We start from the raw sequence: 13,335 nt of genomic DNA on the forward strand, positions 1-13,335 counted from the left end.
GTTTTGTCCGTAAGAATGGATCTAACGGACAAAAAACCGTCGAACCGCAAAGTTTTGTCCGTAAGAATGGATCTCACGGACAAAAAACTGCCAAGACACGAAATTCTGTCCGTAAGAATTTAGTTGGATTGTCCTTTGTCCTCTTCCACAAAAGGTTCAATATGAATATGGGCATGAGGAATGTCATGCTTTTGTTTCAAAATATCTTCAATCTGATCGGTTATCTTATGGCTTTCTTTTACCGTCATATCAGGATCAACATAGATAGTTACCTCTATGTAAGATTGGTTACCATGCAGTCTGCCTTTGATATCTTTGATTTGCAGCACATGGGGTTCTTTCTCTATTGTCGCTTTAATATCTTCTGCCTCATCTGGTGAAAAGCCATCTGTTAGTGTATAGGTTGCTTCGCTAAAAGTATCCCAGGCCGTTTTGCATATAATAAGACCAACTAGGGCGCCAGCTAATGGGTCCAGCCAATACAATTGAAATTGTGCGCCGACAATACCAACAAAGGCCCCAATACTGACCAATGCGTCGGATTTATTATCTCGAGCCGCCGCTTTCAAGGCAGTACTATTCGTTCGCTTTCCAAGCCGAAGGTTGTATAGATATACAGCAAACATGACGATGGCAGCTCCTAGAGCAGTCCATGCGGTCAACATACTTGGTGGTTGAAATTCCCCGGTAAACATCGTTTGGATGGCATCCGATAAAACATGGAGACCGACTGTCATCATAATAAAGGCAGCGATAAGAGAGGCGATCATCTCCGCTCGAAAATGACCATAATGATGATCAGCGTCTGGTGGTTTCCTTGATATTTTCAAGCCAATAAGAATGGCTACAGAGGCAATAACATCAGTTGTATTGTTTAGACCGTCTGCACGTAAGGCGGCAGAATTACCGATAGTGGCAATCAACAGTTTGACGCAAGCGAGGACAAGGTAGGTAATAATGCTTAACCATGCCCCTTTTTCCCCTTCTTTATATTTATCATATTGATTCATAGACATCCTCCAGTAGAGCAATGATAAGCTCAGTTTACCAAATAAAGTTCATCAGAAACAACTATCTTCTTCTAATGAACAGACAGAACGATGTTTGAAATGTCTGTGGTTGGGGAATATGTAAGTAACTAAGCAAGAAAGGGAGGCGTGCTTGTTGAAAAAACATATGGTGAATTATCATTTGCAACGTTTTGACCGCAATCCAGTAAAGGTTATACAGGCAAGAAGGGAAATTTCTTCCGAGATTCGTTTAGCTGCTAAAATGGTGTTGGACGATATTTGTTTTCAAGGCAATAAAGCGCGTCTGGACGAGGCAATCAATCAAGCATTGGATCAGAGTAATGAGGAAGCTTTTCAGACCTTGACAAAAGAATATCGATATATTTGGGAGCTATAAGCAATGGTAGACAAACACATAAGTTAAAAGAATATCCTCCATAAAAAAAGAACGGGCAAATAGGTTGTCTGTTCTTTTTATATTGCTTCTAAGTTTTCACGATTATAAAAGATTGCTATCCATGTCAATCCATTGTTTCATATATTGTTTAGGTGTATGTCCTGTATGCTTTTTAAACACCTTAGTGAAATAACTTTGATCGGTGAAATTAAGCAATGTATAAATCTCTGCTAAGGAGTAATCCGTGAATGTCATTAATTTTTTTGCCTCTTCAATCTTGGTTTTTTGAATGTATTCGGTTATTGGAACACCTACTTCTTGTTTGAAAAGGTTAGATACATATTTTGGTTTTAATGAAACCACTTTTGCAAGTACGGAAAGGGTTAGTTCATCATAAATATGCGTGAAAATATAGTTGATGCAGTCGCCTATTGGCTTGGAGTAACGTTGTTTTTGGCTTTTTTTTACTCTTTCCGCAAATTCGGAAAGAGCATTTTCGATAAACATTTCGACTTCTTTAATCGTTCGAATTTCTTCGAGTTCTTGAATGAAATTATCCCCTAGTGTATAAGCAACTTCAGGATGCAATCCACCGGCTATGGCGGCACGAGTAGCTAGTGTAATGGTAGCAATCTTTAAGTTTTTTTGATTTCGAAGTTCCCCCTGTCTAGCTAACTTGCCAAATTGAATATCCGATCTGTGATGAAAGGTTAGATTATATAAGACCAAACCATCCTTATCTCCTTCTTTAATAAATTGATAAAGTCTTTTTTCGGAAATAGGGTCTTGATGAAAAGCCTCATTTTGCAGTAAAACAGACACCTCTTTATCGGGTTGTTGGTATCGTTGAAAAACAGCTGGCTGGAGTAGGTTCTGTTTTGCTAGCTCTTCTATCTCAAACTTTTTTTCGAAAATCAGATAACAAGTAAGTATACTTATTTGCAATAATTTCCAACTACTGAACGCTGGTACATTATAAAAATACTCTCTTACCTCTGTTTCAATATCCCATAACTTGTATAGGCTGATTATATCTTTTAAAAAATTTTCCGAAGGTTTAGGAGAGATGGATGGTCCTAAAATAACGGAGCCAGTATATCTCTCATTTACTATAATTGGTATTTGAACAAATTGTTCTAAAAATTCATTTGTATAAAGTTTGGGCAATAGCTCAGAGGGTTTCTGTATCGTTAAACTGTTTATATGCTCTTGTCTGGATGAGAATAAGGGATTGAGAGGCACATTTAGAGAGAAATCTAACTCGATATGACCATGCTTATCTAATACATAAATAGGGATATTGTTCGTTTCACTGACTAAATAGCAACTATATTTTAAATGATGATCCATTTTCAAATCTCCTCGTTAAAATGATATAAAAAATGATATCATTCTATTTTTGTAGAAATTATACCATAAATGCAATCAAATTGTTTTTATAATATATCTTGTAAGCGATTAAAACAAAAAGGGGTGTATGACAAATGAAAAAATATTGGTTAATGACACTTGTAGCCATTTTCACTATCTTTTTAGCAGCTTGTGGGGGTTCTTCAACCGATGCAGAAGACGTAACCATGCCAGACAATCCAGAAGACTTGGAAGGGGATATCACCATTTGGGCTTGGGAATTAGAAGCAAACTATTTGGAGCAGGATGTGGTACCAGCGTTTAATGAGGAGTATCCAAATGTAAACGTCAACATCGAACAAAGTGGTGTCGATCAAGTGTATCAAAAGGTGAGTGCAGGTTTATCCAGTGGAGGAAGTGGCTTACCAGATATTTTCCAAGTAGAAAATAATCGGATTCATTCCTTTACCAACGAGTTCCCAGACGGTTTAACCGATTTAAATGAGTTAGGTTTTGATGAACACGAGGATAAGTTCGCGGAATCAAAAGTAGAAGGGTTGAAAACGGATGACGGTATGCTAGCAGCGGCACCTAGAGACTTAGGCCCTGTTGGGGTCATGTATCGTACGGATGTTTTTGAGGAAGCAGGTGTTGATCCAGCAAGTATTGAAACATGGGATGATTATATCGAAGCAGGTAAACAAGTGGTGGAGCATACGGGTAAAGCATTTTTAGGTATGGATAATGAAGGTTTATTCCGAATTATGCTGCAACAGCAAGGGGCTTATTTCTTTACGGAGGATGGAAAATTAGATTTAACTTCCGAAGAAGCTAACAATGCTATCGAAGTGATTCAAGAAATGCGAGATGAAGATCTTTTAGTATATACCAATAACTGGGATGGACAAGTGGCAGCCATGAAAAATGGGGAAGTGGCAAACCACCCTGGTGCGGTATGGTGGAGTGGAACAATGATTGAACAAATGCCTGAATTATCTGGGAACTGGGACGTATTTGAATTGCCAGCCTTTGAAGAAAGTGGTAACCGAGCAGCGAACGATGGTGGTTCGGCCCTAGCAATTCCATCAGCATCTGAGAATAAGGCAGCAGCCTATGCCTTTGTTGAATTCGCTTCCACTGATGTGGATTCTCAAATCAATGGATTAACAAACAGAGGGTTATTTCCGTCTTTAACAGCGGCTTATGATGAACCTATCTTCTCTGAGGATCAGGAATACTTTAACAATCAGCCATTTTTTGAGAAATTTGCAGAAACAATAGAAGACATTCCACCAGTTAATCACGCACCAGGGGAGCTAGAAGTTCGGTCGATTATGGAAAGTGAATTTGAGTCTTTCTTATTAGAGGACAAAGCGGCAGATCAGGTGTTAAGTGATGGCCAAAGTCAGTCACAACAACAAACAGGATTAGAAACGTCCGAATAATCAAGCTGACGCGAAGAGACTGGCATAAATGCTCAGCCAGTCTTTTCCCAAGGAGGGATGACATTGCAAACCAGTCAACAGGAAAAAATGGCGAAAAATAAACAAGATAGAAAAGCCTTGATCACACCTAAAACAGCGCCGTACATTTTTGTCGCACCAGCTGTTCTATTATTTTTAGCATTCATGGTGTATCCGATTATCTCTTCCTTTATTTTAAGTTTTCAAACAAGAACGGGGGGAGCTTACACCTTTTCCGGTCTTGACAATTATATCCGATTATTTAATGATCCATTGTTTTATAAAGCGATGGGGAATACGTTTATTATCCTCCTCGTTCAAGTACCGATCATGTTATTTTTGGCGGTGGTATTAGCCGTATTCTTAAATTCTGCTTTATTGTCGATGAGAGGCTTTTATCGCGTGGCCTTTTTTACACCGGCAGTTACTTCCTTAGTAGCCGCCTCGATCATCTTTGTCTTGTTGCTCAATACGGATTATGGGCTGATCAATTATCTCTTAACCTCGATGGGGATGGAGCGGATCGGCTGGTTAACGGATGCAACGTGGGCCAAGATATCCTTAATCATTGTCACCACATGGAGATGGACAGGTTATAACATGGTCATTATCCTAGCCGGATTACAAGGGATACCACATAGTCTATATGAGTCCGCCAGTATTGATGGAGCCAGCAATATACGAAAATTCTTTACTATTACTTTACCGCAGCTTAAGCCTGTATTGCTGTTTACGTTTATCTTGTCAACGATTGGTACCTTCCAATTGTTTGATGAGCCATATAACTTAACAAATGGTGGACCAAATAATGCCACGTTAACGATTACCTATTACCTGTATAACCAAGGTTTTGAGTATTTTGATTTTGGTTATGCATCGGCGATCGCCTATATCATTGTATTATTTATTGCGATATTGTCGTGGTTACAATTTAAAGTAGCAAGGGATGATGACTAATGAAAAACAAAAAATTACTGCAAAAAATTGGATTACACGCCTTTTTATTAGTCGGTATTGTCGTATCATTGGCCCCGTTTTACTGGATGGTAGTGGCAGCTACGAATCCATCAGGGGATGTCCTGTCATTCCCGCCTAAATTAATTCCAGGCGATTATTTGGTGGAGAATTTTATTGGGTTGAGTGAATCCATTGATATTTTAAGGGCTTTAATGAATTCCATTGTTATTGCTGGCATATTTGTGGTGTTAAGCTTGTTTATCTGTTCATCAGCAGGTTATGCCTTTGCCAAATATAAATTTAAGGGAAGCAATCTCATTTTTGCCGCTATTTTGCTAGCTATGATGGTGCCATATCAAGCAACGATTATTCCGCTGTTTCAAGTATTTGGTTCCTTAAATTGGATCAATACGTATCATGCGGTGTTTTTACCACAGCTTTGTTATCCATTTGCGATATTCTTGATTAGGCAGAATATGAAAGGTATACCGGATTCCTTAATCGAAGCAGCTAGAATTGATGGGGCAGGAGAATTGTATATTTTTTTCCGCATCGCACTTCCAACGATGAAGCCGGCACTCGCGGCAGTGGGAATCTTTCTGTTTACATTCCAATGGAATAACTTTATGTGGCCATTAATTGTCATGACCACACAAGATAACTATACATTACCAGTCGCATTATCCACACTCGCTGGGCTGAACTCGATTGATTACGGACAATTAATGCTTGGTACAGCAATTTCTGTTATACCAGTAATGACAGTATTTTTAATCCTGCAAAAACATTTTGTATCTGGTATTTTAGGAGGAGCTGTGAAAGAATAATACATCTTAGGGGGACTTTCGAATGAAGAAACGAGTAAATGAAGACAAATTAACATTAGGGGTATGTTATTACCCGGAACATTGGCAAGAAGAAATATGGGAAGATGATTACAAGCGAATGAAAGAGCTAGGTTTTACCTATGTGCGAATGGGCGAGTTTGCCTGGACCATTTTTGAACCAGAAGAAGGCATCTTTTCGTTTGATTTATTTGATCGTGCCGTTGCCAAGGCGCATGAATTCGGATTAAAGGTCATCATGGGGACACCAACGGCTACACCACCAGCTTGGCTGACAGAGAAATACCCTGATGCTTTAAATGCGACACAAGATGGCATACCTTATCAACATGGGGCGCGCCGCCACTATAATTATAATTCAGAAAATTACCGGAGACTGTCGGCGATTGTCGTGACCGAAATGGCCAAACATTTTCATGATCATCCGGCTATCGTGGGCTGGCAAATTGATAACGAACTAAATTGTGAAACCGATGTTTTTTATTCGAAGGCGGATCATGATGCTTTCCGAGAATGGGCCAAGCATAAGTATCAATCACTCGACAATTTGAATGAAGCATGGGGTACGGTTTTCTGGAATCAGACCTACACTAGCTGGGATCAAGTTTATTTAACACGTAAGACGGTTCCTGATTCACCAAACCCGCATCATGCTTTGGATGAAAAGCGCTTTTTCTCAGATAGTGCGATCTCTTTTGCCAAATTGCAGGCAGACATCTTACGTGAACATGCACCGAATCAATGGGTAACCACGAATGGCATGTTCGGTAACTTGAATAATCATCAAATGACCGATGACTTGTTAGATTTCTATGCTTATGATTCGTACCCAAACTTTGGCAGGATCAGTCAAGATGATTCTGAAAAACCATTGCGAGATCGTAAATGGAGTTGGAATTTGAGCATGGTACGAAGTATCTCTCCTAACTTTGCCATATTTGAGCAGCAATCTGGACCTGGCGGCTGGACGACAAGAATTGAACAACCTTCGCCAAAACCCGGTCAGCTGCGCTTGTGGACCTACCAATCGATTGCGCACGGGGCAGATATGATCTTGTATTTCAGATGGCGAACAGCGACGAAAGGAACCGAAATCTATTGGCATGGTATTAATGATTACCATAATGTTCCGAATCGTCGTGTCAAAGAAGTAGACAGAGTGAGTAAAGAATTACAGCAATTAGGAAAGGTTGCCGGCTCTACTTATCAAGCAGACATTGCCTATTTGAACAATTATGATAACGAATGGGATGGAGCATTTGATAATTGGGTTGGACCTTATGAATCCAAGAGTAAAGAAGCATGGTTTAAGGCTTTGCAATATAATCATGTACCGATGGATATATATGATTTTACAAATGACACCACCTTGGAAGATTTGAAAAAATATAAGGTGTTAGTTTACCCTCATCCGGCTATTCTAACGGAAGAACATGCCAAACTGTTTACGGGCTATGTCGAACAAGGTGGGAAAATTATTTTTGGCTGCCGTTCGGGTTACAAAGATGAAACGGGTCAGGTCTACATGAAAGAATTCCCTGGCTATCTAGCGGAATTGGCAGGAGTGACGGTGGAAGAATTTACAAGAGTGGCTGAATTTGAACCAACTCCTGGCATTCAGCTGCAGAATACCTATGAGGTAGAGGCCAATGACTTTAATGAGGTATTACGCCCACACCAGGAAGTCGATGTATTAGCTACCTTTACGAATGCCCATTTTGCAGGCAAACCGGCGTTGGTGAAACGCACTTATGGACAAGGGGAGTGTTATTACTTTGGCGGGGTGTTTAACCAAGCTTTAGTCAGTCAGCTGATCGATGAATTTGGTTTGAACAGGTATCAAGATCTATTCGAATTGCCTGAACAAGTGGAACTATCGATCCGCAAGAAAGACGGCAGGGATTACGTTTTCTTATTAAACTATGCCGATGCTCCTCAAACAGTAGGGATTAAGAAAGACTTTACCGATGCGATTACAGGCAACCATCTAACGAATAAGTATACCTTGGCCCCTTTTGATGTATTGGTGTTGGAGAGGTAGAAACACATTATTTTAAGTAAAGCTTGATGTTGAGAAGATGTAGAAAAAAGCGATCTGCATTTTCTGATGAATGAGAATGTACAAAAACTAAAGAAATGATCGTGTTGCAAGATGGACACGATCATTTCTAGTAATTGTGAGGAGAATACAAGTGAACAAAGAAGAAGTGAAGCAAATGGTGAACTCAGGAGAAATGTATGATGATACACATCCTGATCTGGATGCCCTTCGTAAAGAAGCGATCGCAACTTGTCGACGTTATAATAAAAAAGTAAATAAAAGATGATCAAAAGCTCGGTAAATATCTTATATGAAGAACTTTTTCTTATGACTCATAAATTCCTCTTTCCTTCGAACATATAAAAAGTGAAGAATAACTACAACTATGTTATATTAAATTAGGATCAAATAATAATGAAAAAATTGAAAAGAGCAGGAAAGAAGGATAGATAATGAGCATAATCATGAGTGCTATGTTACTGTTTGCCTCTATTGTAGACAGCGATGAACTATTAACGGTTAAATATATGCCTAATAGCACGATTCAGTTAGTACACAAAGAACCAGCAACCGGATTACTGGAGTACATTCATAACAATCAGGAGGAAGTAGACGAAGATGGTCTGGTGATCGTTAATGATCCCGAAAGTATAGAAGTGGTGGTAAACAAACAACGTAAACTGCCAGATGGATATGAGCCGCAAAATTTAGTGGAGGCAGATGTACCATATCTTGCACCAGCCGGAGACCCTAAACGTTTAGTAAGAGAAGAGGTTGCTGGCGCGCTTGAACAACTGTTTGTCGCTGGTGAAGAAGATGGGATGGACTTGGTAGCCGTCTCAGGCTATCGAGGATATGATCGGCAAAAACAAATTTATGAAGCAAATGTGCAACAAAATGGCGAGGAACATGCCAATAAATTCTCAGCTAAGCCTGGCACGAGTGAGCATCAAACAGGATTGGCAATGGATGTCGCTTCTGCGGCTCAAGTGGCAGTATTAGAGCCTAGCTTTAGTGAAACAGATGAAGGGCAGTGGCTGGCAGATCATGCACATGAGTACGGATTTATTATTCGTTATCCAGAGGGCAAGGAAGAGACAACGGGATATAACTTTGAACCATGGCACTTACGGTATGTTGGCAAAGAAATGGCTACCTCGATCTATCAAGCAGATCAAACAATGGAAGAATTTTTTCAATTAGATTAAATCATGGAGAAAAACCGGGCTGGTTAATGCCCGGTTTTTCTTAAAATATAAGAAAGTATAGAATTCTGAGTATGAAAGGATGTGGACCGATTTTGATCTTGAATGAATGGTGGTGCCGATAAGATGGATTATGTAAAGTGGCAAGTCCATCTATTCCATGTAGTAAAGTTGATTGTTTGCCAGTGCTAGGAAACGCTCCGGAAATAGGTTCCGCTTTCCGCGAGCTTGGCTCAGCCTCCTCGTCAGCAAAGATCGCTTCCTGCGGGGTCTTCACACTGCGCTTTTCTCTGTCTGGCTACAAGCGTCAAAAACTAGACAACTTCCCGACAGCGCCCTACGATAAGTCATCATCGGTTCGTCCCTCACCGTGATTCCTTTATCTCAGTCGCTTCGGTCCAGTTGTTACGTTTTTACCCGACGCTTTCCGCCTTTCTTACAGGAGTCTCCACCTATTTCCTCCGCTGGGTAGCAGGACTACAATCGAATGACTGCTAGGATGAAGCGTTCCAGACACTATATTTCTGCCAATAAGAAAACCACATAACCTTTTTCTGAGAACGGCTGGATCCTATGTTATGACTTTTATATTAGTACCGTGATCCATTACGCAGCCAAAGAATCAGTTGACGATTTTTTCCTTTTGCTACAACAGTGTCTAGGTACTTAGAACGCTTTCTCCTTGCAGAGATAACCATTGTTGTACGCCAATCTAGCGGAACCTATTCCCGGAGCGCTTGCTTTGCACAGATAAAACGGTCAAACTCACCACTAAGGAAAGTGGGCTACTTTACATCATCCATCTTATCGGCAGTTCATTAACTACTTTGAGTGGTCGATAAAGGACCAGGCGGAATTTGCTTGATTTTTCTTACTAAAGAAAGATGAGACTTAAGCTCATGTCAATATTTGGCTAGATACGCAGCTCACTAGGTAAATCACCATTTATCACTCACCTTCATACGATATAGCATGATGGGGGTGAAGCAGTGAAACTAATAACCGGAATGCTGGTAACAAGATATTCTCATCAACATGACATTGTTTTTCGCGTACAACAAATACAAGAGGATAAGGTCATCTTACATGGGGAGGATTTAAGGCTGGAAGCTGATGCACCGAAAGAAGATTTATGTATACTCCCTGAGAAGGATATTCGCAAGCGACAAGATGAAATGAAGGAGCAAGAAGAATTTTCTTACCGGCTGTTTCGTCAAGATTATCAATTAATGAAAGAAAAAAAAGAAGTAGATCATCATAAACAAGAACCTCGCAGTGTCAAGCGATTTCAATTACCTGCCAAGGTGCTCCATATTGATGGGGATCGCCTGTATTTAAGGAAATGCATTGAGTTGTATCAACGCTTAGGATTACAGGTACATGGAGTCTATGTCCCTGAGTCAGAGGTGCCGCTTGAGATAGAAGGTCTCATTGAAAAAATACAGCCGGAAATTTTGGTCATAACAGGTCATGATGCTTATTCAGAGGCAAAAGGAAATAAAAAGGATATCACTGCTTATCGTAATACACGCTACTTTGTAGAAGCTGTTCGAAAAGCGCGAGTGACTACACCAAATCTTGATCAGTTAGTGATCTTTGCAGGCGCTTGCCAGTCCCATTTTGAATCCCTGATTCGGGCAGGCGCCAATTTTGCCAGTTCACCTGATCGTATTAACATTCATGCCTTAGACCCTGTCTATGTTGTGGCAAAAGTGGCTTATACACCGTTTATGGAAAAGGTAAATGTGTATGAAATCCTCAAAAACACCCTTACTGGCGAAAAAGGTTTGGGTGGTATGGAAACAAGAGGTATTTATCGTACGGGAATTCCTTATGTAGAAACAAAATAAGCAGTTTGGGTGGACTGTAGCAGGTCTGCCTTTATGCTGTTTGTAAAATTCTGAAAAGCCAGTGTTATGTCTCTATTTTTCCCTGCTTTTTTGTTACAATAGAAGGGAATGATAAGATAAAGGAGAGAATCGTAATGGATTATCGTATGGAACGAGATACAATTGGTGAAATGAAAGTGGCAAACGATAAATATTGGGGTGCCCAAACACAACGTAGTAAAGAAAACTTTCCTATCGGTAAAGAAACCATGCCCGTAGAGATTATTGAAGGCTTTGCTATTCTAAAGCGAAGCGCTGCGTTGGTGAATAACGAGCTTGGTTTGATGGAAGATATCAAGGCAGAGGCAATTAAACATGCCGCAGATCGCGTCTTGACTGGTGAATTGGACGAGCATTTCCCGCTAGTGGTTTGGCAGACAGGAAGCGGTACACAATCCAATATGAATGTGAATGAAGTCATTGCTTATGTAGGAAATCAATGGCTGGAACAACAAAATAAGGAAGAGCGTCTGCATCCCAATGATGATGTTAACAAATCGCAGAGTTCGAATGACACCTATCCAACGGCTTTACATATAGCAGCTGTACGCAAATTAGCGGAGGTAGTGCAGCCTGCATTAACAATCCTGAAACAAACATTAAAGGAAAAAATGGAAGCGTTTGAGGATGTGGTGAAAATTGGTAGGACACACTTGCAAGATGCCACTCCACTGACATTGGGTCAAGAAATCAGCGGCTGGCACCGTATGTTGGAAAAAACAGAAGGTATGATTCAAGATAGTATTCCTTATGTAAAGGAGTTAGCGATTGGCGGGACTGCAGTGGGGACAGGCCTGAATGCACATCCGGAATTTTCGGAACGTGTAACCAAAAAAATCAGCGAATATACCAAGCATGATTTCGTATCAGCTCCAAATAAATTTCATGCCTTAACTAGTCATGATGAGTTAGTCTATGCGCATGGTGCTTTAAAAGGACTTGCAGCTGATTTGATGAAAATCGCCAATGACGTACGCTGGTTAGCAAGTGGGCCTCGCTGTGGAATTGGTGAAATCACGATTCCTGCCAATGAGCCAGGAAGTTCGATCATGCCGGGCAAAGTCAATCCAACACAAAGCGAGGCCATTACCATGGTAACTACTCAGGTGATGGGAAATGATGCGGCAATTGGTTTTGCTGCTAGTCAAGGTAACTTTGAATTAAATGTATACAAACCGGTAATTGCCTACAATTTCTTACAATCGGCACAATTATTAGCGGACAGCATGATTTCCTTTAATGATCGTTGTGTAGTGGGACTTGAGCCTAATCATGAGCAAATCGAAAAGAATTTGAAAGACTCGTTAATGCTTGTTACCGCATTAAATCCTCATATTGGTTATGAAAATGCTGCAAAAATCGCCAAGACGGCTTTTGAGGATAATGCCACTTTGAAAGAAACGGCGATTAAGCTTGGTTTAGTCACAGCGGAACAGTTTGATGAGTGGATTAAACCGGAGGAAATGACCTATCCCAAGTAATGAGGTAATTTCTATAAATTGCTAATGTATCGATAAGTATAAGGATCACCTTTTGGTTCACAATATGGGTACAGGAGGTGATCACAGATGGCAACTAACAATTCAAATCAATTGGTTGTTCCTGGCGTGGAGCAAGCTCTTGATCAAATGAAGTATGAAATTGCACAAGAATTTGGTGTGAACTTAGGTGCTGACAGCACTTCTCGCGCGAACGGTTCTGTTGGTGGAGAAATCACAAAACGTTTAGTAACAATGGCTGAACAACAATTTGGTGGGCAACAACAATAATAATAGCTAACCAAAAAAGAAGGAGAGCTTTTGAGTATTCATTAGCATCTCCTTCTTTTAATGCTCAATTCTTGGCCTAAAGTAATTATTAAACTGCCGATAAGACGGATTATGTTAAGAATTTAGTTCATTTATTTCATGTAGCCAAAATTTGATTGTTTGTCAGTGCTAATAGGTGCTACGGAAATAGGTTCCGCTTTTGCCCGAATCGCCTGTTGACTTATGCCCTGTGGGTAAAAGCGCAGCATATTTCCGCTTGCTTCGCACAGATAAAACGATCAAACTCATCACTTAGGAAAGTACATTATCCATCTTATCGGTACTTCGATTTACTCATGTTTTAAGTCATTCCACAATCTATTATGTTTTCTTTTCTTATCTTACAAGAAAAGAGGCTTTGTATTACAAA

The 13,335-nt window shown here is 40.1% G+C and carries 12 protein-coding genes; 10 read left to right on the forward strand and 2 right to left on the reverse strand.

Going from position 1 to position 13,335, the window contains the following annotated elements; translation table 11 throughout:
* Positions 1-119 precede the first annotated feature (119 nt).
* A complete protein-coding gene (locus tag BN6556_RS12330; RefSeq protein ID WP_066191883.1) occupies positions 120-1,010 on the reverse strand; it encodes a cation diffusion facilitator family transporter in 891 nt (296 codons plus the stop codon).
* 154 nt (positions 1,011-1,164) lie between these two features.
* On the opposite strand from BN6556_RS12330, the gene BN6556_RS12335 reads away from it, so the two are divergent.
* Positions 1,165-1,407: an IDEAL domain-containing protein gene (locus tag BN6556_RS12335; RefSeq protein WP_066191885.1), complete on the forward strand. Its 243-nt coding sequence runs from the start codon at positions 1,165-1,167 to the stop codon at positions 1,405-1,407.
* 102 nt (positions 1,408-1,509) lie between these two features.
* On the opposite strand, the gene BN6556_RS12340 is transcribed toward BN6556_RS12335, so the two are convergent.
* Positions 1,510-2,757: a helix-turn-helix domain-containing protein gene (locus tag BN6556_RS12340; protein ID WP_066191887.1), complete on the reverse strand. Its 1,248-nt coding sequence runs from the start codon at positions 2,755-2,757 to the stop codon at positions 1,510-1,512.
* A 134-nt stretch (positions 2,758-2,891) separates the two neighbouring features.
* Here BN6556_RS12340 and BN6556_RS12345 point away from each other — a divergent pair, with 134 nt between their 5' ends.
* The 9 genes from BN6556_RS12345 (at position 2,892) to BN6556_RS12380 (ending at position 12,926) form a co-directional block, all read left to right on the forward strand.
* Positions 2,892-4,202 (forward strand): ABC transporter substrate-binding protein, encoded by a 1,311-nt coding sequence (locus BN6556_RS12345; protein ID WP_066191889.1) that lies wholly within the window; start codon positions 2,892-2,894, stop codon positions 4,200-4,202.
* Between the two features lie 57 nt (positions 4,203-4,259).
* Complete coding sequence (locus tag BN6556_RS12350; RefSeq protein WP_392388593.1) at positions 4,260-5,177, forward strand: carbohydrate ABC transporter permease; 918 nt, start codon at positions 4,260-4,262, stop codon at positions 5,175-5,177.
* On the forward strand, positions 5,177-6,004 hold the full coding sequence (locus BN6556_RS12355; protein WP_187374479.1) for a carbohydrate ABC transporter permease: 828 nt from the start codon (positions 5,177-5,179) through the stop codon (positions 6,002-6,004). The genes BN6556_RS12350 and BN6556_RS12355 overlap by 1 nt, the downstream gene beginning before the upstream one ends.
* A gap of 22 nt (positions 6,005-6,026) precedes the next feature.
* Positions 6,027-8,063 carry a beta-galactosidase gene (locus BN6556_RS12360; RefSeq protein WP_066191891.1) on the forward strand — a complete coding sequence of 679 codons (2,037 nt, stop codon included), beginning with the start codon at positions 6,027-6,029 and terminating at the stop codon, positions 8,061-8,063.
* A 151-nt stretch (positions 8,064-8,214) separates the two neighbouring features.
* On the forward strand, positions 8,215-8,349 hold the full coding sequence (locus BN6556_RS21705; RefSeq protein ID WP_078060087.1) for a maltose acetyltransferase domain-containing protein: 135 nt from the start codon (positions 8,215-8,217) through the stop codon (positions 8,347-8,349).
* Positions 8,350-8,515: 166 nt separating this feature from the next.
* Positions 8,516-9,271, forward strand: coding sequence for a M15 family metallopeptidase (locus BN6556_RS12365; RefSeq protein ID WP_078060088.1), 756 nt, complete (start codon positions 8,516-8,518; stop codon positions 9,269-9,271).
* Between the two features lie 986 nt (positions 9,272-10,257).
* On the forward strand, positions 10,258-11,118 hold the full coding sequence (gene yabG, locus BN6556_RS12370) for a sporulation peptidase YabG (RefSeq protein ID WP_066191893.1): 861 nt from the start codon (positions 10,258-10,260) through the stop codon (positions 11,116-11,118).
* A gap of 134 nt (positions 11,119-11,252) precedes the next feature.
* Positions 11,253-12,638, forward strand: coding sequence for a class II fumarate hydratase (gene fumC, locus BN6556_RS12375; protein WP_066191895.1), 1,386 nt, complete (start codon positions 11,253-11,255; stop codon positions 12,636-12,638).
* Positions 12,639-12,725: 87 nt separating this feature from the next.
* Positions 12,726-12,926, forward strand: a complete 201-nt coding sequence (locus tag BN6556_RS12380) for an alpha/beta-type small acid-soluble spore protein (RefSeq protein ID WP_066191897.1) — start codon at positions 12,726-12,728, stop codon at positions 12,924-12,926.
* Positions 12,927-13,335: the final 409 nt, after the last annotated feature.

This window comes from Gracilibacillus timonensis (assembly GCF_900086715.1).
Classification (GTDB): Bacteria; Bacillota; Bacilli; order Bacillales; family Amphibacillaceae; genus Gracilibacillus; species Gracilibacillus timonensis.